Here is a 16,945-nt window from a genome sequence, read left to right as displayed (position 1 = left end):
TTTACCACACGGGGGTCGCGCTCATCAGGTAATGGCCTGGGTCGACTCCGAGTACGCCGGCGAACTGGCGGTCGTCTCCGCGTGGATCTCGGCGCTGCTGCCGTGGTCGCTGACCGTTCTCCGCCCGTCGCAGAGCGCCGAGTCGTTCACCTTCGTCATCATCCGGTACACCTACTTCCAGTTCCAGTTCCTGCTCGGCTCGAACATCGCCGTCGAGTCGTTCCTCTGGATCGCCGAACTCCCGGGGTTCGTCACCCCGCAGGTCCGATCGGCCGCCTGGGCCGCCGTCGCCGCCGCCGCGCTGTTCGCCCTCCCGCTCGCACTGAGCGTCGTGTACTACCTCGACGAGGGTCGCGTAGAGGGACTCCCGGTCGACCCCGTCAGAGTGATGGGCGGCCTCCTCGTCGCAACGGCGCTCGTCTACGCAGTCGCGACCGTGTTCCTCTGGCAGCACAAAGCCGGTCTCACGATCCCGATCAGCCCGCTTTTCCTCGCGCTGCTGGGGGGGGCGCTCCTCCGCATCGAACGGACCTGAACACCCACATATATCTACCGGCAGACCTCCGAACCTGGTCGATCCCTTCGAAACCCAGATATCCGCTCGTTAGGCAGTGAATTAGCCGATTCCGAGTGATCTGCGATCATGTATCACACCCGCGCCTGCGAAAGGTTTAAATACCTTTCGTACTTACGTAGTGTTAGGACCAGCGGCGCCGGAATATATGGTTTTCGCCACCGGTGAGCCGCTCCCGACCCCATCATGAGTGATACGTCAATTCGAACCAGCGCGGAGGAGCAGACGCGGGAACGACTGCAGGAGGAGACCGAGTCCGAGCAGACGAGCGAGCGAGAGTGTCCCGAGTGCGGCGGGCGACTCGACGCCGACACCGAACACGGCGAGACCGTATGTTCGGAGTGCGGCCTGGTCGTCGAGGAAGACGAGATCGACCACGGCCCCGAGTGGCGGGCGTTCAACCCCTCGGAGAAAGACGAGAAGTCCCGCGTCGGTGCACCGACGACGAACATGATGCACGACAAGGGCCTCTCGACGAATATCGGCTGGCAGAACAAGGACGCCTACGGGAATTCGCTGTCCTCGAACCAGCGCCAGAAGATGCAGCGCCTGCGCACCTGGAACGAGCGCTTCCGCACGCGCGACTCCAAGGAGCGAAATCTCAAGCAGGCCCTCGGCGAGATTGACCGGATGGCCTCCGCGCTCGGCCTTCCGAAGACGGTCCGCGAGACCGCGTCGGTCATCTACCGCCGCGCGCTGGAGGAGAACCTCCTGCCCGGCCGCTCCATCGAGGGCGTCGCCACGTCGGCGCTGTACGCCGCCGCCCGGCAGGCCAACACGCCGCGCAGCCTCGACGAGATGACCGCCGTCTCCCGCGTCGAGAAGATGGAGCTCACCCGGACGTACCGCTACGTCGTCCGCGAACTGAACCTGGAGATCAAGCCGGCCGACCCCGAGAGCTACCTCCCGCGGTTCGTCTCGGACCTGGGCCTCTCGGACGACACCGAACGGCGCGCGCGCGAACTCATCGAGAGCGCCCGCGACCAGGGCATCCTCAGCGGGAAGAGCCCCGTCGGCCTCGCGGCCGCCGCCGTGTACGCCGCCGCGCTGCTGACCAACGAGAAGGTCACCCAGAGCGAGGTCAGCGGCGTCGCCAGCATCTCCGAGGTCACCATCCGCAACCGCTACAAGGAGCTGCTCGAAGCCGTCGACGCCCCCGCCTGATCGGGGCTTCGACGCGACCCGCCGGGTCGCGGCCGATCTGATGGTTCATCGACGACGTGTCGCTCGCGGCGGGCCGCCCGCCGCACCGGTCTTTTTATCCTCCGGGTGCGTGTGTATGTATCGCATGGAGGAAGCGTACGTCAGATTGCTCTGTCCGGAATGTACCAAAGACTGGGAGTCGACGCCGACGGACCTGCCGGAGCACACCGACGTCTATCACTGTCCGAACTGCCACGCGAGCAGGCGGCTCGCGGAGTTCACGCGGACCGACCGCGATCTGCAGACCTTGAAAACACTCGGGTAGCGCGGGCGCCGACTACCCGCTCGTCGCCGACCGCGCGCCACAGGCCTCACACCGCAGGAGGAGCACCCCTCCTTCTCGCTCGAAGTGCGTGTCCGGGAGCCCGCACTCCGGGCAGAGGACGAACTCGTCGGCGTACTCGTCGACCGCGTTGCTGACCCGGCGGACGCTGAACTCGCCGGTCAGCCGCGCGCGCCCGCTCTCGTCGATGTGGCCGCTCGTCCCGATCTCGTTCTGCAGGAACTGCATGACGTGGTCGTCGTCGCGTCCGAGCGCGTCGCACGTGTCCTGGAAGTTCTCGAAGACGGTGACGTTCCCCTCCTGGCGGAGTTCGGGGTCGGGCACCTCGAACCGGTCGGAGCTCCCCTCGATGTCCGGCGTCTCGTCGAGCGCCCGGTCGAGCATGTCGTCGTAGTCCATACCGATGAGAAGCCCGTCCCCGGGTAAAAGTCTTTCAACCCGGGCCCACGGACGGGAATCCGACCGCCCCGACGCGATTTCGTAATCGCCCCGACCGATATCGGGACCCTTTTGTACACGGTTTATGAGAAGGCGCATGTTAACGCGACTCAGGATACTACTATTACCCTCCAGGGGCTAGGACCGGTTGACTATGAAAAAGCAGGAGCTCATTCACCTTCACGGCCTGCTTGCTCAGGTGGAGAATCACTATGAGATGGAGACAGGCGACGAGGTGGAACACGACAAGTACACCACGCTCGGCGTAAAGCCGACGTCCATCCACAAATCGAAAACCGACCACAAGAACGCTGTGTTTGCGCTGGCGAAGGGCATCACGTCCGAGATGGAGACCGAGACGCGCGAGCGCGTCCCGGCCTCCGCTGACTGAACGAACGGTCCCGTTCTGTCGGACTCACTTATCTCCCTGACTGCCGTCTCTCCCGTTCTTGACTTCTCACCTCTCCTCACCTCTCGTCTCGCTCCGACCGCGTTCCGCTCTCCGAGTCGGTACGTGCTCGTTCGATCGGTTAGCCGGCGCTTCACGTGAGGCGGGTCGAGAAAGTGAACTGCAGGCGCGCGCCCGTCTGTCGCGTTACGATTCGTCGATGAGCTCTTCGAACTCGGGGAGGACTTCGTCGTCCCCCGCCTCGTCGTCCGGCGCTCCGGACGAATCCGTGGGCCCGTCTCCCCCGTCGTCGGCCGATTCCTCCGGCTCATCGTCGCTCGACGATTCGGACTCCTCGTCCTCGTCGGCGTCCGCGTCGTCGTCCTCGTCGTCGATGACTTCGATCTCGAGGACCTCCAGCGGGATGTTCTCGAGGCGCTGGCCGATCTCCTTGCGTGCGATGCGGGCGGCGTGCTCCTCGCGCTCGACGTTGAAGACGGTGATCTCCAGTTCGAGCGCGACGAGGCTCTCGTCGGCCGCGATGAACGCCGGTTCGAGCTCCTCGCCGCAGTGGGGACACGAGCGCTCGCCCATGTTGATCTCGACGTAGTTGAGGTCCGGGTTGAGCATCTCGCCGGTCTTCGAGATGGCGATCCGGACCGCCTCGTCTGCCGTTTCGACGTCGTAGACGGGCACTGCGGCCTCGACGACAACTCTGCAGTTCATAGATCCGTATTTGTCTCGAAGCGACATGAAGGTTAGCCTCGATAGCACCTCACATACCTGCGAGTCGCTCGGCCGCGCGCCGCGGCGAGGCAGTCCTGCAGACGCGTCTCGAAAGGGAAATGCCGACCCCGCGCCTGGTCCGGGTATGAGCGTAGAGCGCGGCGCCGTCGCCCTCTCGGAGTTCCCCGGCCCGTTCGACCTCCAGTCCACCGTCGAGAGCGGCCAGTCGTACCTCTGGGACCGCACCGACGGCCAGATGTACGACGAGAGCGCAGTCTTCGGCGGCGACCACTGGTACGAGACGGTGGTCCGCGTCGACGGGTCGCCCGAGGTCGTCCGCGTTCGGCAGGTCGACGACCGCCTGGAGTGGGAGTCCTCGACCGACCCCGTCCCCGTCCTCCGCGAGCGCCTCCGCCTCGACGACGACCTCCCCGCCATCCGCGCGGCGACGCCCGACGACGACCTGATCGAGCGCGCCTTCGACGCCTACTGGGGCATGCGCCTCGTCGACGATCCCGCTTTTCCCTGCCTCGTCTCGTTCATCTGCTCGGCCCAGATGCGCGTCGGACGCATCCACGGGATGCAGCGCGAACTGGAGCGAGCGTTCGGGACGACCGTCGAGTTCGACGGTCGGACCTACCGCGCCTACCCGACGGCCGAGCAACTGGCCGCCGCGACCGAGGGGGAACTCCGCGACCTCGGACTCGGCTATCGCGCCCCGTACGTCCGCGACACCGCGCGGATGGTCGCCGAGGGCGAGGCCCACCCCGAGGAGGCCGTCGGCCTCGATTACGAGGACGCCCGCGAGTCGCTGACGCGGTTCGTCGGCGTGGGCGACAAGGTGGCCGACTGCGTCGCCCTGTTCGCGCTCGACTACCTCGAGGCCGTCCCGCTCGACACGTGGATCCGGACGACGATCGAGGAGTACTACCCCGATTGCGACCGCGGCAACTACGCCGACACCTCGCGGGCCATCCGCGAGGCCTTCGGCGGGGAATTCGCCGGCTACGCGCAGACCTACGTGTTTCACTACCTGCGATAGCGGGGAAGCGACGAGAAGTGGCCAGCGGACCGCGACTCGTTACCGTTCGTCGACGGGCGTCCACGAGCGGCCGTGGTCGCCGACGTAGGCCGACAGCGGGCGGATGAGGCGGTTGTCGTCGAGCTGTTCGAGCGCGTGGGCCGTCCATCCACCGACTCGTGAGACCGCGAAGGTGGTCGTGAACAGTTCCTTGGGGACGCCGACGCCGTCGAGCAGCGCCGCGGTGTAGAACTCGACGTTCGTGTCGAGGCGCCGGCCCGGTTTGTGTTCGGAGAGCAGGTCGACGGCCACGTCCTCGAAGTCCCGGATCGTCTCGAAGAAGTCGGTATCGCCGGCTTCTCCATAGAACTCCGCGGCCGCCGCCTCCAGAACGGCCGCCCGCGGGTCCCTGACGCGGTAGACGCGGTGGCCGAAGCCCATCAGTCGCTCGCCCGCCTCCAGTTTCTCCCGGACGTACCCCTCCGGGTCGCCGCGCTCGTGGATCGTCCGCAACATGTCGAGGACGGGACCGGGCGCGCCGCCGTGGAGCGGCCCCTTCAGCGTGCCGACGGCCGCGGTCGCGGCCGAGACCACGTCCGACTCCGTCGAGACGACGGTCCGCGCGGTGAACGTCGACGCGTTCAGCCCGTGGTCGATCACCGTGTTGAGGTACGTCTCGATCCCGCGGACCGCGGGCTCGTCCGGTTCCTCGCCGGTCAGCATGTAGAGGTAGTTCGCCGCGTGGCGCAGGTCCTCGCGCGGTTCGACGGGGTCGTTGCCCTCGCGGTAGCGCCAGTACGTCGCAACGATCGTCGGGAAGACGGCGATGACGCGACGGGCGTCAGCCTCGGGGTCCTCCGCGCCGGCCCCGAGGTTGGCCGCCGCGGCGCCCATCCGCAGCGCGTCCATCGCGGGTTTCTCCTCCTCGGCAGCCCGACGCAGTACCGCGCGGACCTCCTCGCCGACGCCGCGCCGGCCGGCCAGGTCGGCTCTGAACTCGTCGAGTTCGTCGGCCGTCGGGAGGCGGTCGTGGAAGAGCAGGAAGACGCTCTCCTCGTAGGTCGCCTCCCGAGCGAGTTCGTCCACTGGGAAGCCGCCGATAGTGAGTTCGCCCTCCTCGCCGTCGATATCGCTCAGGCGGGTCTCCGCGACCCTGATCCCCTCGAGTCCGCGGTTCAGGTTGCCATCGCCCATGCTCACCCCTCTGCGGGAGACTACCAAAGCTTTGTTGGAATACCTCCGATGATCTGCCCCAATCCACCAACATCTACCAGATATGGGGTCGTTTTACCGCTATTTGTCCAATTGTCGACGCACGTATCGACAGCCGTGCTACTATCCGCGGACCGGCGACCGGGGGAGTGGCCGCTCGTGTTCGGCGCGAGGTCGGCCGATCGACAGCAGCGCGTTCGGCGCAGGGTCGGCCGGTCGACAGCGGCACGCTCGGGCGGTGCGTTTTTTCAGCACGCGAGCGCTACCGGTTGGTATGGCAGATCCAACGCGCGCACACGTCTACGTCTCGGGGACGGTACAGGGCGTCTACTACCGAGCGACGACCCGCGACGAGGCTCGCGACCGGGGCGTCGACGGCTGGGTAAAGAACCTCGCCGACGGCCGCGTCGAGGCCGTCTTCGAGGGCCCCGAGGACGTCGTGGAGTCGATGGTCGAGTGGTGTCACGAGGGGAGTTCTCGCGCCCGCGTCGACGACGTAGCGGCCGAGTACGGCGAGCCGGAGGGGATCGACGGGTTCGAGATCCGCCGCTGACCGCGCGAGGGCGACGCGACCCGTTGCCCCCACCCTTTTCAGCGGGGCGGGCGAACGCTCGCGTATGATTACTGGCAGCGAGATGGCTGTCATCGACGAGAACGCGGCGGCCATGGGGGTCCCGCGCAAACAGTTGATGGAGTCCAGCGGCCACGCGGTCGCGCGAGCGGTCCGCGAGGTGGCCGATCCGAACGCGAGCGTTCGCGTCGTCGCCGGCCGGGGGAACAACGGCGGCGACGCGTTCGTCGCGGTCCGCTTTCTCGACGAACTCGACGTGACGACGAGCCTGCTCGGCCGGCCCGACGCCGTCACGACCGAGATCGCTCGGGAGAACTGGGAGGCGCTGGCCGACGGCGAGTACGAGACGGACGTCGTCCGGGACTCGACCGCGTTCGACCTCGGCGAGCCCGATATCGTGGTCGACGCGATGCTCGGGACCGGGATCAGGGGTGACCTCCGCGAACCCGAGCGGACCGCCGCGGCGGCCATCAACGAGAGCGACGCGACCGTCGTCGCGGTGGACGTCCCCTCCGGGCTGAACGCCGAGACGGGCGAACTCGCCGAGACGGCGGTCGAGGCCGACCGCGTGGTCACCTTCCACGACACCAAACCAGGCCTCGACGCGCTTGACGCCGACGTGACCGTCGCCGACATCGGAATCCCCGGCGCTGCGGAGCGCTTCGTCGAGCGAGGGGACCTCTTGCGCCTGGACGACCGCGACCCCGGGAGCCACAAGGGACAGAACGGCGAGGTGCTCGTCATCGGCGGCGGCCCGTACGCTGGCGCACCCGCCCTCTCGGCGAAGGCCGCGCTCCGCGGCGGGGCCGACCTCGTCCGCGTGGCCTGCCCGATGGTCGTCGGCCGCGAACTCCAGGGGTTCAGCGAGGACCTCATCGTCCGCCCCTACCAGGGCAAACAGCTCGAACCCCGGCAGGTCGGCTTCCTCCTCCAGATGGCCCGCCACCACGACACGGTCGTCATCGGCCCGGGCCTGGGTGACGCGGACGAGACGCTCGAAGCCGTCGAGGGCATCCTCTCGGGGTACTCCGGGACCGCGGTCGTCGACGCCGACGCCCTCTCACGCGTGCCGCAGGTCGACACCGACGCGGACCTGATCTGCACGCCCCACCAGGGCGAGTTCGCCGAGATGGGCGGGCGAGTGAGCGACGACTGGGAGGAGCGGGCGGACTACGTCGAGCACTTCGCCGCCGACCTCGGCCAGGTCGTCCTCGTCAAGGGCGCCTACGACGTGATCTCGGACGGCGAGACCACCCGCGTCAACCGCACCGGAAACGCCGGCATGACCGTCGGCGGTACCGGCGACGTGCTCGCCGGAATAACGGGGGCGCTCGCGGCGACTCAGCACCCGCTCGACGCGGCCGCGATGGCCGCTTACGCCAACGGCCGCGCCGGCGACCGCGCTTTCGAGGAACGGAACAACGGCCTCGTCGCCACCGACCTCCACGACGAGATCCCGGAGGTCCTCTGGACCGACCGAGGTGGCGAGGCGTGAGCGAAGACGATCCCGTATCCGGTCTGTCCGACGCGCCGGACGCCGATCTCACGCACACCGACGAGTCGGGCGACGCACAGATGGTCGACGTCGGCGACAAGCCCGACACGGCCCGCCGGGCGGTCGCCCGCGGGACGCTCCGCCTGCGCCCCGAGACGGTCGCGGCCGTTCGGGACAATTCGGTCGAGAAGGGCGACGTACTCGCGACGGCGCGCGTCGGTGCGATCCAGGCCGTCAAGCACACCTGGGAGACGATCCCCATGTGCCACCAGATCCCGATCACGAACGTCGAGACGGCGTTCGACCTCGGCGAAGCCGAGATCGATCTCACCGTCGCCGTCGAGACGACAGGCAAGACCGGCTGCGAAATGGAGGCCCTGGAAGGCGTCACGACCGGTCTCAACGTCGTCTGGGACATGGTCAAGTCGGCGGAGAAAGACGGGGAGGGTCAGTACCCGAACACCGGGATCGAGTCTGTCGAAGTCGTCGAGAAGACCAAGCGGGAACTGTAGGCCGCACCCGCGGGTCGCGATCGGGAGGCGGCGCTCGGCCGGTAGACCGACAAGCCTCCCGTCCCTCTGGCGATCCATGCCGACAGTCAGCGATACGTATCTGGAGAACCGTTGGCGCGTCCAGCCGAATCACGCCAACAACTACGGCACCGTCCACGGGGGCAACGTGATGAAGTGGATGGACGAACTCGGCGCGATGTCCGCGATGCGCTTCGCGGGCGAGCCCTGCGTCACCGCTTCCATCGACCGCATGGACTTCCACCGGCCGGTCCCCACCGGCAACGTCGTCGTCATCGAGGCGTTCGTCTTCGACGAGGGGCGTAGCAGCGTCAACGTCCACCTGCGCGCCGCGCGGGAGAACCCCCGGACGGGCGAGCAACAGATGACCACCGAGTCACAGTTCGTCTTCGTCGCCATCGACGAGGACGGCTCACCGGTCCCGGTCCCCGACCTCTCCGTCGAGGGCGAGCGCTGCCGGGAGCTACGGGAGCGGGCGCTCGAATGGCGCGAAGGGAAAGACGGCGGCGACTGACCGGTCAGGCCGACGCTTCGACGAGGTCGCCGGCCTTCGCCCGCGACCGCTCGACGATCGCCGGGCGGGCCTCGAACTCGACGACGACCTGGTCGCCGTAGTCGACCGAGTCGACCTGCGCGTGGTCGTGGATCCACGAGACCAGTGACATCGTGTCGTCGGTCATCGGCAGGACGAGGCGTTCGCGCTCGTAGTCGGGGAGCTCCGCGTGGATGCGCTCGCGCAGGTCGTCGACCCGTTCGCCGGTCCGGGCGCTCACCGACACCGGATTGGGGGCGAGCGCGGACAGCGCCTCGCGCTTGCGGGCCACCTCCTCGTCGTCGACCGTGTCGATCTTGTTCAGGACCGTGACGATGGGCGCCTCGTTGCGCTCGTAGAGGGTGTCGTGACACGTCACGAGCTTCTCGCGGATCTCCTCGACGGGCTCGCTCACGTCGACGACCAGCAGAACGAGGTCGGCCCGGTACACCGAGTCGAGCGTCGACTTGAACGACTCGACGAGCCAGTGTGGCAGGTCGGAGATGAACCCGACCGTGTCGGTCACGAGCACGTCCCGCTGGTCCATGTCCGCCCGGCGGGTCGTCGTCCCGAGGGTCGTGAACAGGCGGTCCTCGGACTCGGCGGTCGCGTCCAGGTCCGGGTGCAGGTCCTCGTTCTCGTCGACGTCGACGTCCTCGGCGAGCCGGCGGAGCAGCGTCGACTTCCCAGCGTTCGTGTAGCCGGCGAGGGCGACGAGGTCGAATCCGGACTCGCGCCGCTGTTCGCGGCGGTGTTCCTCCGTCTCCTCGATCTGTTCGAGCTCCTCCCGGATCCGGGAGATCTGCGCCTTGATGTCGCGTTCGCGGCTCTCGTCGTACTCGCCCAGGCCCATGAACCCCGGCCGCTCGTCGCGCCGAGCGAGGCTGGCCTTCGCCTCCGCCCGGGGGAGTTCGTAGCGGAGTTCGGCGAGCTCGACCTGTAGCTGGGCCTTTCGCGTCTGCGCCCGCTGGCCGAAAATCTCCAGGATGAGCCGGAAACGGTCGATCAGGCGGACCCCTTCCGGCAGCTCGTTCCCGACGTTGTACGTCTGGTAGGGACCGAGCTGGTTGTCGAAGATGACCACCGTCGCCTCGGTCTCGACCACCCTGCGCGCGAGCGTGGCGACTTTCCCCTCACCCAGGAGCGTCGCCGGGTCTTCCGTCCGTGTCTGGGTCACCTCGCCGACTACGTCGTACCCGGCCGCCCGCGCGAGGTCGCGGATCTCCGTCGTGTCCGGCCGTCCGCTGTCGACGCGCTTGGCGACGACAGCCCGCCGTTCGGTCTGTGGCTCCGTCACTCGCGCGGAGGTACGTCGCCCGCGTATTTAAACTCTGGTCGACCGCCCTCGTCGTCGACGTTGCCGGCCGCCAAGTCGATCTTTCGGGCTGTGAGACGCTGGATATCTTCGCATCGCGCTGCAGATAGGGCGGGCTTACCGGTGGATCGGCCGCGGGCACAAGAGCCTTATTCCGTGCCCGATACCGGGCAGGATATGGTAGACCTCGGTTTGCAACAGATCGGGCTGGAACTGGGCACGGGAGCCGTCATCGGTGGGTTGATCGGCTTCACGGCGAAGAAGGTCGCGAAGATCATCGCCTTCCTGATCGGGCTAGAACTGGCGCTGTTCAAGTTCCTCGAATCGCAGGGCATCCTCGCCGTCGACTGGAATCGCCTCTCGGCTGGCCTGGTCAACGCGAGCACCGCGGCGGGCGACGCGGCGAACGCGAACCAGCCGCCGGGCGTCGTGATGAGTTTCCTCTCGATCATCCCGGTCAGCGCGGGCTTCACCGGCGGCTTCTTCCTCGGTTTCAGAAAAGGATAACACCGCGCGAGCGGCGGTCGCGGACGATTCTCCGGACGGACTCGAATCCCTTCTGCGCAGCCGTCCGTTACGGCGCCGCGGTCGGCGTCTCCGTTAGCGGGCCGCCGGGCTGGCCGCCGTCGTCGCCGCCGGAACCGCCGTCGGCACCGCCACTGTCACCGCCACCGAAGCCGCCGTTCCCCATTCCCCCTCCGGCCTCGGGGACTCCCTCTTCTTTGTCGCCGGAGACGAGGAACTCGAGGAGGTTGCTGATGAACTGTTCGTTGTCCATGTCGTAGCGTTCCGAGGACTTCAGGAACGACGTGTCCGCCACGAGGACGAAGTTCCCGTTCTGCGCGGCGACCGGGTGTTCGCCAGCCTGTCGCCGTTCGAGCGTCGTACTGCCCGGGAGCGCGCGGAGGCGGATCTCCGCGCCGTCGCCGGTCTGCACGACCGTGCCCGCCGAGTCGAACGTGACGTTGTCGACGCCCTCGGTCAGCGGAGAGTCGCCGTCGGGGCTCGCGACGATGCTCTCGTAGTTGTTGTCGTTCCGGTCGTCGTCCATGTTGTAGAGCCCCTGGGTCCCCACTCGGAGGCCGAATTCCTCGGCGAGGCCCTGCGCGCCGAAGCTGACCTCCGAGACCTCGGCCACCAGGCCGCTGCTGACCTGCAGTTGCGGGGGCTCGCCCAGCGCGACGATACGGCCGCCGCCCTCGGCGTAGGCTTTCAGCCCCGCGATCTCGCCCGCGGAGTAGGACGAGGTCGGCTGCACGATCAGCACGGCGTCGTACTGCTGGAGCGTCGCGTTGTACCCGCCACCGCCGAAGCCGCCGTTGCTGGCGCCAGCCCCGACGTCGACCTCGTGACCGGCTTCCGACAGCGCTTCGGTGAGCGGTTCGATCTCCGACTGGGAGAACTGGTTGCCGTGACCGCTGTCGACGAGGATGCGTTTGTTCTCGCCGCCGGCGTCGACCGAGATGTCGCCGTCCTCCGGGGCGCTCGTCTCGATGGCGTTCTCGGGCTGGAACTGCTCGGGCGCCTGGCCCTGGATGTCTTCGCCGTCGGACGGTGCCGCGGAGCCGGAACCGCTGAGCGTCGAGACGACGGCCGTCCCCGCGAGGATCACCGCGATTACGAGCACGAAGACGCCGAGCGGTTTGAGTACTTCAGTCGCTTTCATTGGTGTTCACCTCCTGAGCGTCCTCGGTGACGGGGACGCCCCAGACCGCGTAGTACCGCACCGGTCGTTCGAACTCGGTCGCCGATTCGCCCGAGCGGTCGACGTACACGACGTTACCGTCGACCTTCTCGGCGCCCTCCGACAGCAGGATAGTCCCCCCAGACGGGCTAATAGGCTCGTCGTAGTGGACGTTGTAGTTGCCGTCGTCGATCCCGTCCGCCTGCGAGGCCGCGAAGTCGATAGCCGAGTAGAGGTCGCCGGTCGTGTCGGCGAACCCGTTCCGGACCGCGACCGGTCCGATGTACGCGTCGCCGTGAGCGACCTCGTTGCGGGACACGTTGAGTTTGTCCTCCCGGTGTTTCATGATCGAGTCGACGAAGGCGTTGTGGAGCGTCTCCATCTCCTCGCGGTACTGGTCTTTCTCGTAGGTCGCCTTGTCCGGGCCCGTCCGGAGGTAGGTCTTGCTCTGCGCCGAAGCCTGTTCGAGCGCGCTCAGCGGCGAACTGACGATCACACCGATAGAGCCGACCGTCGAGCTAGGTTTGACGTATATCCGGTCGGCGGGTGCGATCCCGTAGTAGCCCCCCGAGGCGGCCGTCCCCTCCACGTAGGCGACGACCGGCATCTGCCTCGCGGTCCGGTTGACCGCCAGGTACAGTTCTTCGCTCGATGCCACGGCGCCGCCGGGGCTGTCGATCCGGAACACGACCGCCTCGACGGATTCGTTAGTTCTCGCGTCGCGGAGGGCCTCTTTGACGTCGTTCACCGGACCGGCGTCAGTTCCGGCACGTAGCGTGATGACCGACACCGTCGGCTCCCCCGAATCGCCCGAAGACGACTGCGTCGCACTCCAGACGACAGGCGCGAGTACGGTTGCAACCAGGACGGCAACGACCACGACGATCACGTACAGTACCGTGGTCGTCCCTGCCGAATCGCTTCTGTCCACCATACACCCCTCCGGACGGACGAACCCCTCATGAAGGTTGTTCAATCTAAAAATCTGTTTGACGTATTCGCGGCCCGCCCCCAAATCCCGCCGAGCGCCGCCGGCTCGTCGGTTCCCCGAAGTAACGTCGCATTACCCGTCGTTTCACGGTGACCGACGCGACCATCGGCCCCGGTGTGAACGTTAACTCATTTCCGACTCAGCGGGTGTTTATTAGCTATCGACCCGTGCGTCCTTCCATGCCCGAGATCCAGGTATCGGACAGTCTGTACCGTCAACTGGAGGAGGCCTCCGACGGCCGCGACCTCGACGCGGCGATGTGGGAGATGGTCTACCTCTTCCAGCGCGGGAACAACCCCTCCGAGTAACCCGGTCCGATCCCCGTTTTCGGCCGTTGACAGGAGAGCACCCCGAGAAGACATCCGCGTCTCCGCTCGTAGTCGGGACCGTTCGAGCCGTAGTCAGGACTGATCGAGCAGCTGCGCCGCCCGCTCGCGGTCGGCCGGCGTGTTGACGTTGACCCGCTGGCCGTCGAACGAGACCGTTTCGACGCGCCGGTCGGCACGGAGGAACAGGTCGACGGCGTCGGTCAGTTCGTACTCGCCGCGGTCGGTCGGCTGGACGAGGTGGCAGGCGTGGAAGATCTCCGGGTCGAACCCGAACAGACCGGTCAGCACCCTGGTCGACGGGGGGTCGTCCGGTTTCTCGACGACCGCGTCCAGTCGGCCGTCGTCGTCGGTGACGAACACGCCCGTCTCCGCCGCCTCGTCCCGCGTGACGTCGTCGACGACGAGCGTCGCGTCGACCCCCTCGATCTGCTGGCGTTCGACGACGCCGCCGAGGTCCCCGGTCATCACGTTGTCGCCGTTGAACACGAGGAAGTCGTCGTCGACTTCGCTCTCGGCCCGGAGGACGGCGTCGGCCAGGCCCTTCGGCTCGCGCTGGTGGACGTACGTGATCGGGACGTCCGCGAACGCGTCACCGTAGTGGTCGATGACCGCTTCCTTCCGGTAGCCGACCACGAGCACGAACTCCGAGACGCCCAGGTCGGCGAGCCGGTCGAGACCGTGCGAGAGCAACGGTCGCCCGGCGACGTCGACGAGCGCCTTCGGCCGGTCGTCGGTGAGCGGGCGGAGCCGCGTCCCGCGACCCGCCGCGGGGATGACTGCCTTCATGAGATTCGCGTAGACCAACGGCAGCGGCGTACAAAACACTGCTGCGGCCCGCGGGAGAATCTATCCCGGACACCCGGACTGCCGAGCCGCTCAGAACGTGTCCTTGAGCCCGTCGAGTCGCGCGACGAGGTCGTCGATGCCCTCGTTCATCTCCGCGAGGCGCTCGTCGATCCCGTCCGCCGGCGTCGCTCCGTCGGGGGTGGGTTCGACCAGCCCGTCGTTCTCCAGCATCCGCAGCGAGTAGCGCACCTTGTGTTCGGGAATGTCCGTCTCCTCGGCGATCCGGACGATCCCGATCGGTCCCGATTCGATGACGGCCTCCAGAATACGCAGGTCCCGTTCCTCCTTTTCGACCTGGTCGGTCAGTCGATCCACCATGAAGTTCACCGGGTCTATCCCCCCGGGCGTAATAAAGTCACAGGTGCCGTGCCGGCGGCGGTGCGTCGCCTCGCTCCGCGCCGTGGTGCCCGCCTACTCGTCGCCGACCGGCTTCCGGCGCAGTTCGTCGAGCTGGTCGCGCAGCCGCCCGAGTTCGCTCTCCAGATTCTCCTGGCGGTCGATGAGCGCACTGAGTTCCTCGGTGTTGACCGAGTAGTCGTGGTCGAGCGCGCTGTCGAGCGAGTCCGTCGTGGCCTGGACGAGATACGACGCGAACTGGAGCACTTCCTCGGGCGAGCCCTGGCCGGAGAACAGCTCCACCGAGCCCGACTTCGGCGCGTAGCTGACGACCGGCACCTCGGCCTCGGAGTGGTACGTCGTCGTCGCTTCGAGTTCAGTGACCGGATTTCGTCGCTCGCGGGTCTGTTCGGTCCGGACGACGCCGAACGGCTCGGCCAGCGCCGGGTACGTCTCGCCCAGGTCACGGAGCACGTCGGCCGCCTCGACGCCGAGCTGGGCCTCCACGTCGCCGTAGAACTGCTTCGATCCCGACAGCGAGAGCGCGATGGCGTAGAAGACGTGCTGGTTGTTCTCGGCGAGGTCGCGGATCCGTTCGCGGACCGACTCGTGGTCGCCCTCCAGCGTCGCCCGCTCGAGGTCGTCCAGGAGCGCGCGCGTCCCCTCCTCGCGTTCGAGGAACTCCTCGACGAGGACGCGCGGCATTGCCTGGCTGTCGATTTCGTCCATACCGACCAATTCACACGCAGCCATTTACGCTTTTGCTGGCGCGGTCGATCACCACCCCTCGACGCTCCTGCGTGCGAGGACGCGAACACTCGTGAACGCTGCCACCGCGAGGAAGACCCCGCTGGCCAGTCCGCGCAGGAACGGCTGGGGCACGCCTAACACCTCACGGACGATCCAGGCCAGCGCGATGAAGCCCGCGACCACCGCGACCCCGGCCAGCACTCCGCCGGCGTGTGACCGTTCGCTCGCACGCGCCGCGAGCGACGACTGCGCGACCGGTCCGAGGACCAATACGGTCGCGACGAACCCCCCAGCCACCCACAGCCAGTCGAACCGGGTCAGCGTCGTCAGGTTGCTCAGAAACAGCACCCCCCCGAGCGCACCGGCCAGAACGTCCGTTCACGTCGGCGTCCTGTCCGGCAGCCACCGACGGAACGGGCGATCGGACTCCATACCTCGGCAAAGCCGCGCAAGCCAGATAATCTGTTCGACCGACAGGTTCGCGCGGATCGGAGATCCGACTCTTTCAACGAGTCGCAACCCAGACCGCAAGCAAGACGAGCGTCTTCCCTGATTCAAATCCAGTACGGCGTACACCGAACTCAGAACGCGCCGCTTGCCAGTTGAGTTCGGAGAGACGCCCGAGGCGGGACCGAGCGAACGCGGAGCGTTCGCGAGGGTCGAGAGACGCCGAAGGCGTCTCTCGGGATTTGAACCGGAGGCAGACGGTCGGCCTCACTTCGTTCGGCCGCTGCGACTGCCAGGGTTCAAATCCAGTACGGCGCACACCGAACTCAGAATACGGCGCGATGAAACGCGCCGCTTGCCAGTTGAGTTCGGAGAGACGCCCGAGGCGGGATTTGAACCACGCCCGAGAACCTGCGCCTGCGGCGCAGAACCTCGGTCTACTTCAAATCCCACGACGTCGCACACGAAATTCAGTATTGCGCGGAGACGGAACTCCGCGCGAATTGAATTTCGAGAAGCGCCCGAGGCGGGATTTGAACCGGAGAGAGACGTTCCGGGTCGCTCACTGCGTTCGCTTCCCGGGCTGCGACTCTCAGGGTTCAAATCCCTTTCTGAGGCCGTTTCGCTGCTCACGGTAGCGAGCACACGCTACGCGGTGCTCGCGGAATTGTTCGCAGCAGAAAGCGCCCGAGGCGGGATTTGAACCCGCGTCACGACCGTGACAGGGTCGTATGATGGGCCACTACACCACCCGGGCTTACCAACACCTGCGGGGAACACACGGAAAAGGCTTTCCAGTTACGACGGCCGCGCTGTCTGTCGATCACACACAACCGCGACACGGACTAGCACACCCCAACACTAATCAAGGTAGTTTGCGTATCCTGCCCCACGAAGGGACATTGTCGCGGTCCACGGCGGTTGCTCGCGGTCCGAGTAGCTATGCTCGGCTGACTTGGTAAGCGTTTTATGGCTCGCGGTTATAGGCGCCTGTAGTATCTCGTGACAGCAACTTCTCACTCCCAACAGGCCCACACATGGTAGACGTAAGCCAACACGAACTCGTTCCCGAACACACGCTCCTCGACGGCGACACCGTCGAGGGCGTGCTCGAGGAGTACAACATCAAGAAAACCGACCTGCCGAAGATCAAGCGAGCCGACCCCGCGTTGCGCGATCTCGACGCCGACATCGAGGCCGGCGACGTGGTCAAGGTGACACGGGACTCGCGAACGACCGACCGGGCAGTCGTATACCGACTCGTGGTGGAATAA

Annotated in this window: 22 protein-coding genes and 1 tRNA gene; 12 read left to right on the top strand and 11 right to left on the bottom strand. The window is 66.9% G+C overall.

Going from position 1 to position 16,945, the window contains the following annotated elements; genetic code table 11:
• Nucleotides 1-31 precede the first annotated feature (31 nt).
• From ACMGFH_RS01665 to ACMGFH_RS01655, 3 genes are all read left to right on the top strand, one after another.
• Nucleotides 32-535 (top strand): hypothetical protein, encoded by a 504-nt coding sequence (locus tag ACMGFH_RS01665; protein ID WP_415381038.1) that lies wholly within the window; start codon nt 32-34, stop codon nt 533-535.
• Nucleotides 536-760: 225 nt separating this feature from the next.
• Nucleotides 761-1,738 carry a transcription initiation factor IIB gene (locus ACMGFH_RS01660; protein WP_415381037.1) on the top strand — a complete coding sequence of 326 codons (978 nt, stop codon included), beginning with the start codon at nt 761-763 and terminating at the stop codon, nt 1,736-1,738.
• Nucleotides 1,739-1,862: 124 nt separating this feature from the next.
• Nucleotides 1,863-2,042 carry a hypothetical protein gene (locus ACMGFH_RS01655; RefSeq protein WP_415381036.1) on the top strand — a complete coding sequence of 60 codons (180 nt, stop codon included), beginning with the start codon at nt 1,863-1,865 and terminating at the stop codon, nt 2,040-2,042.
• A 12-nt stretch (nt 2,043-2,054) separates the two neighbouring features.
• On the opposite strand, the gene ACMGFH_RS01650 is transcribed toward ACMGFH_RS01655, so the two are convergent.
• Nucleotides 2,055-2,459 carry a translation initiation factor IF-2 subunit beta gene (locus ACMGFH_RS01650; protein ID WP_415381035.1) on the bottom strand — a complete coding sequence of 135 codons (405 nt, stop codon included), beginning with the start codon at nt 2,457-2,459 and terminating at the stop codon, nt 2,055-2,057.
• Nucleotides 2,460-2,652: 193 nt separating this feature from the next.
• On the opposite strand from ACMGFH_RS01650, the gene ACMGFH_RS01645 reads away from it, so the two are divergent.
• On the top strand, nt 2,653-2,889 hold the full coding sequence (locus ACMGFH_RS01645; RefSeq protein ID WP_415381034.1) for a UPF0058 family protein: 237 nt from the start codon (nt 2,653-2,655) through the stop codon (nt 2,887-2,889).
• A 204-nt stretch (nt 2,890-3,093) separates the two neighbouring features.
• Here ACMGFH_RS01645 and ACMGFH_RS01640 read toward each other — a convergent pair whose 3' ends face one another.
• Complete coding sequence (locus ACMGFH_RS01640) at nt 3,094-3,612, bottom strand: DUF555 domain-containing protein (protein ID WP_415381033.1); 519 nt, start codon at nt 3,610-3,612, stop codon at nt 3,094-3,096.
• Between the two features lie 145 nt (nt 3,613-3,757).
• Between ACMGFH_RS01640 and ACMGFH_RS01635 the strand changes: the two genes are divergently transcribed.
• On the top strand, nt 3,758-4,654 hold the full coding sequence (locus tag ACMGFH_RS01635) for a DNA-3-methyladenine glycosylase family protein (protein ID WP_415381032.1): 897 nt from the start codon (nt 3,758-3,760) through the stop codon (nt 4,652-4,654).
• Nucleotides 4,655-4,693: 39 nt separating this feature from the next.
• On the opposite strand, the gene ACMGFH_RS01630 is transcribed toward ACMGFH_RS01635, so the two are convergent.
• Nucleotides 4,694-5,827 carry a citrate synthase gene (locus tag ACMGFH_RS01630; protein ID WP_415381031.1) on the bottom strand — a complete coding sequence of 378 codons (1,134 nt, stop codon included), beginning with the start codon at nt 5,825-5,827 and terminating at the stop codon, nt 4,694-4,696.
• 292 nt (nt 5,828-6,119) lie between these two features.
• Here ACMGFH_RS01630 and ACMGFH_RS01625 point away from each other — a divergent pair, with 292 nt between their 5' ends.
• The 4 genes from ACMGFH_RS01625 to ACMGFH_RS01610 all read left to right on the top strand — a co-directional run bounded on the left by ACMGFH_RS01625 (nt 6,120) and on the right by ACMGFH_RS01610 (nt 8,955).
• Nucleotides 6,120-6,398: an acylphosphatase gene (locus tag ACMGFH_RS01625; protein ID WP_415381030.1), complete on the top strand. Its 279-nt coding sequence runs from the start codon at nt 6,120-6,122 to the stop codon at nt 6,396-6,398.
• 64 nt (nt 6,399-6,462) lie between these two features.
• The gene (locus tag ACMGFH_RS01620; protein WP_415381029.1) at nt 6,463-7,911 is read left to right on the top strand and encodes an NAD(P)H-hydrate dehydratase; all 1,449 of its coding nucleotides are present in this window, start codon (nt 6,463-6,465) and stop codon (nt 7,909-7,911) included.
• Entirely contained in the window at nt 7,908-8,423 is a 516-nt protein-coding gene (gene moaC, locus ACMGFH_RS01615; RefSeq protein ID WP_415381028.1) for a cyclic pyranopterin monophosphate synthase MoaC, read from the top strand. The genes ACMGFH_RS01620 and moaC overlap by 4 nt, the downstream gene beginning before the upstream one ends.
• 76 nt (nt 8,424-8,499) lie before the next feature.
• Nucleotides 8,500-8,955: an acyl-CoA thioesterase gene (locus tag ACMGFH_RS01610; RefSeq protein WP_415381027.1), complete on the top strand. Its 456-nt coding sequence runs from the start codon at nt 8,500-8,502 to the stop codon at nt 8,953-8,955.
• 4 nt (nt 8,956-8,959) lie between these two features.
• Here the strand turns inward: ACMGFH_RS01610 and hflX are convergent, their stop codons facing one another.
• On the bottom strand, nt 8,960-10,270 hold the full coding sequence (gene hflX, locus ACMGFH_RS01605; protein WP_415381026.1) for a GTPase HflX: 1,311 nt from the start codon (nt 10,268-10,270) through the stop codon (nt 8,960-8,962).
• A gap of 195 nt (nt 10,271-10,465) precedes the next feature.
• On the opposite strand from hflX, the gene ACMGFH_RS01600 reads away from it, so the two are divergent.
• Nucleotides 10,466-10,795 carry an FUN14 domain-containing protein gene (locus ACMGFH_RS01600; protein WP_415381025.1) on the top strand — a complete coding sequence of 110 codons (330 nt, stop codon included), beginning with the start codon at nt 10,466-10,468 and terminating at the stop codon, nt 10,793-10,795.
• A gap of 67 nt (nt 10,796-10,862) precedes the next feature.
• On the opposite strand, the gene ACMGFH_RS01595 is transcribed toward ACMGFH_RS01600, so the two are convergent.
• On the bottom strand, nt 10,863-11,954 hold the full coding sequence (locus tag ACMGFH_RS01595; RefSeq protein ID WP_415381024.1) for a DUF4350 domain-containing protein: 1,092 nt from the start codon (nt 11,952-11,954) through the stop codon (nt 10,863-10,865).
• Nucleotides 11,941-12,906 (bottom strand): S49 family peptidase, encoded by a 966-nt coding sequence (locus tag ACMGFH_RS01590; RefSeq protein WP_415381023.1) that lies wholly within the window; start codon nt 12,904-12,906, stop codon nt 11,941-11,943. The genes ACMGFH_RS01595 and ACMGFH_RS01590 overlap by 14 nt, the downstream gene beginning before the upstream one ends.
• A gap of 236 nt (nt 12,907-13,142) precedes the next feature.
• Between ACMGFH_RS01590 and ACMGFH_RS01585 the strand changes: the two genes are divergently transcribed.
• Nucleotides 13,143-13,271: a phosphohydrolase gene (locus tag ACMGFH_RS01585; protein WP_415381022.1), complete on the top strand. Its 129-nt coding sequence runs from the start codon at nt 13,143-13,145 to the stop codon at nt 13,269-13,271.
• A 93-nt stretch (nt 13,272-13,364) separates the two neighbouring features.
• Here ACMGFH_RS01585 and ACMGFH_RS01580 read toward each other — a convergent pair whose 3' ends face one another.
• From ACMGFH_RS01580 to ACMGFH_RS01560, 5 genes are all read right to left on the bottom strand, one after another.
• Entirely contained in the window at nt 13,365-14,078 is a 714-nt protein-coding gene (locus tag ACMGFH_RS01580) for a sugar phosphate nucleotidyltransferase (protein WP_415381021.1), read from the bottom strand.
• A gap of 90 nt (nt 14,079-14,168) precedes the next feature.
• Nucleotides 14,169-14,456 (bottom strand): winged helix-turn-helix transcriptional regulator, encoded by a 288-nt coding sequence (locus tag ACMGFH_RS01575; protein ID WP_415381020.1) that lies wholly within the window; start codon nt 14,454-14,456, stop codon nt 14,169-14,171.
• 93 nt (nt 14,457-14,549) lie between these two features.
• Nucleotides 14,550-15,203, bottom strand: coding sequence for a hypothetical protein (locus ACMGFH_RS01570; protein ID WP_415381019.1), 654 nt, complete (start codon nt 15,201-15,203; stop codon nt 14,550-14,552).
• 48 nt (nt 15,204-15,251) lie between these two features.
• On the bottom strand, nt 15,252-15,572 hold the full coding sequence (locus ACMGFH_RS01565; RefSeq protein ID WP_415381018.1) for a hypothetical protein: 321 nt from the start codon (nt 15,570-15,572) through the stop codon (nt 15,252-15,254).
• 783 nt (nt 15,573-16,355) lie between these two features.
• A tRNA-Asp gene (locus tag ACMGFH_RS01560) sits at nt 16,356-16,428 on the bottom strand.
• 280 nt (nt 16,429-16,708) lie between these two features.
• Here ACMGFH_RS01560 and ACMGFH_RS01555 point away from each other — a divergent pair.
• Nucleotides 16,709-16,945 carry a DNA-directed RNA polymerase subunit H gene (locus tag ACMGFH_RS01555; RefSeq protein ID WP_415381017.1) on the top strand — a complete coding sequence of 79 codons (237 nt, stop codon included), beginning with the start codon at nt 16,709-16,711 and terminating at the stop codon, nt 16,943-16,945.

The sequence above is a fragment of the Halosimplex rarum genome (assembly GCF_047715405.1).
In the GTDB taxonomy this organism is placed as follows: Archaea; Halobacteriota; Halobacteria; order Halobacteriales; family Haloarculaceae; genus Halosimplex; species Halosimplex rarum.
The sequence above is the reverse complement of the archived record's forward strand: the minus strand, read 5'-3'. Positions and strand labels throughout refer to the sequence as shown.

Excerpts from the sequence above, each read along its gene's own strand:
- ACMGFH_RS01665 (WP_415381038.1), top strand. The coding sequence starts at position 32 with ATGGCCTGGGTCGACTCCGAGTACGCCGGCGAACTGGCGGTCGTCTCC.
- ACMGFH_RS01660 (WP_415381037.1), top strand. The coding sequence starts at position 761 with ATGAGTGATACGTCAATTCGAACCAGCGCGGAGGAGCAGACGCGGGAA.
- ACMGFH_RS01655 (WP_415381036.1), top strand. The coding sequence starts at position 1,863 with ATGGAGGAAGCGTACGTCAGATTGCTCTGTCCGGAATGTACCAAAGAC.
- ACMGFH_RS01650 (WP_415381035.1), bottom strand. The coding sequence starts at position 2,459 with ATGGACTACGACGACATGCTCGACCGGGCGCTCGACGAGACGCCGGAC.
- ACMGFH_RS01645 (WP_415381034.1), top strand. The coding sequence starts at position 2,653 with ATGAAAAAGCAGGAGCTCATTCACCTTCACGGCCTGCTTGCTCAGGTG.
- ACMGFH_RS01640 (WP_415381033.1), bottom strand. The coding sequence starts at position 3,612 with ATGAACTGCAGAGTTGTCGTCGAGGCCGCAGTGCCCGTCTACGACGTC.
- ACMGFH_RS01635 (WP_415381032.1), top strand. The coding sequence starts at position 3,758 with ATGAGCGTAGAGCGCGGCGCCGTCGCCCTCTCGGAGTTCCCCGGCCCG.
- ACMGFH_RS01630 (WP_415381031.1), bottom strand. The coding sequence starts at position 5,827 with ATGGGCGATGGCAACCTGAACCGCGGACTCGAGGGGATCAGGGTCGCG.
- ACMGFH_RS01625 (WP_415381030.1), top strand. The coding sequence starts at position 6,120 with ATGGCAGATCCAACGCGCGCACACGTCTACGTCTCGGGGACGGTACAG.
- ACMGFH_RS01620 (WP_415381029.1), top strand. The coding sequence starts at position 6,463 with ATGATTACTGGCAGCGAGATGGCTGTCATCGACGAGAACGCGGCGGCC.
- ACMGFH_RS01610 (WP_415381027.1), top strand. The coding sequence starts at position 8,500 with ATGCCGACAGTCAGCGATACGTATCTGGAGAACCGTTGGCGCGTCCAG.
- ACMGFH_RS01600 (WP_415381025.1), top strand. The coding sequence starts at position 10,466 with ATGGTAGACCTCGGTTTGCAACAGATCGGGCTGGAACTGGGCACGGGA.
- ACMGFH_RS01595 (WP_415381024.1), bottom strand. The coding sequence starts at position 11,954 with ATGAAAGCGACTGAAGTACTCAAACCGCTCGGCGTCTTCGTGCTCGTA.
- ACMGFH_RS01590 (WP_415381023.1), bottom strand. The coding sequence starts at position 12,906 with ATGGTGGACAGAAGCGATTCGGCAGGGACGACCACGGTACTGTACGTG.
- ACMGFH_RS01585 (WP_415381022.1), top strand. The coding sequence starts at position 13,143 with ATGCCCGAGATCCAGGTATCGGACAGTCTGTACCGTCAACTGGAGGAG.
- ACMGFH_RS01580 (WP_415381021.1), bottom strand. The coding sequence starts at position 14,078 with ATGAAGGCAGTCATCCCCGCGGCGGGTCGCGGGACGCGGCTCCGCCCG.
- ACMGFH_RS01575 (WP_415381020.1), bottom strand. The coding sequence starts at position 14,456 with ATGGTGGATCGACTGACCGACCAGGTCGAAAAGGAGGAACGGGACCTG.
- ACMGFH_RS01570 (WP_415381019.1), bottom strand. The coding sequence starts at position 15,203 with ATGGACGAAATCGACAGCCAGGCAATGCCGCGCGTCCTCGTCGAGGAG.
- ACMGFH_RS01555 (WP_415381017.1), top strand. The coding sequence starts at position 16,709 with ATGGTAGACGTAAGCCAACACGAACTCGTTCCCGAACACACGCTCCTC.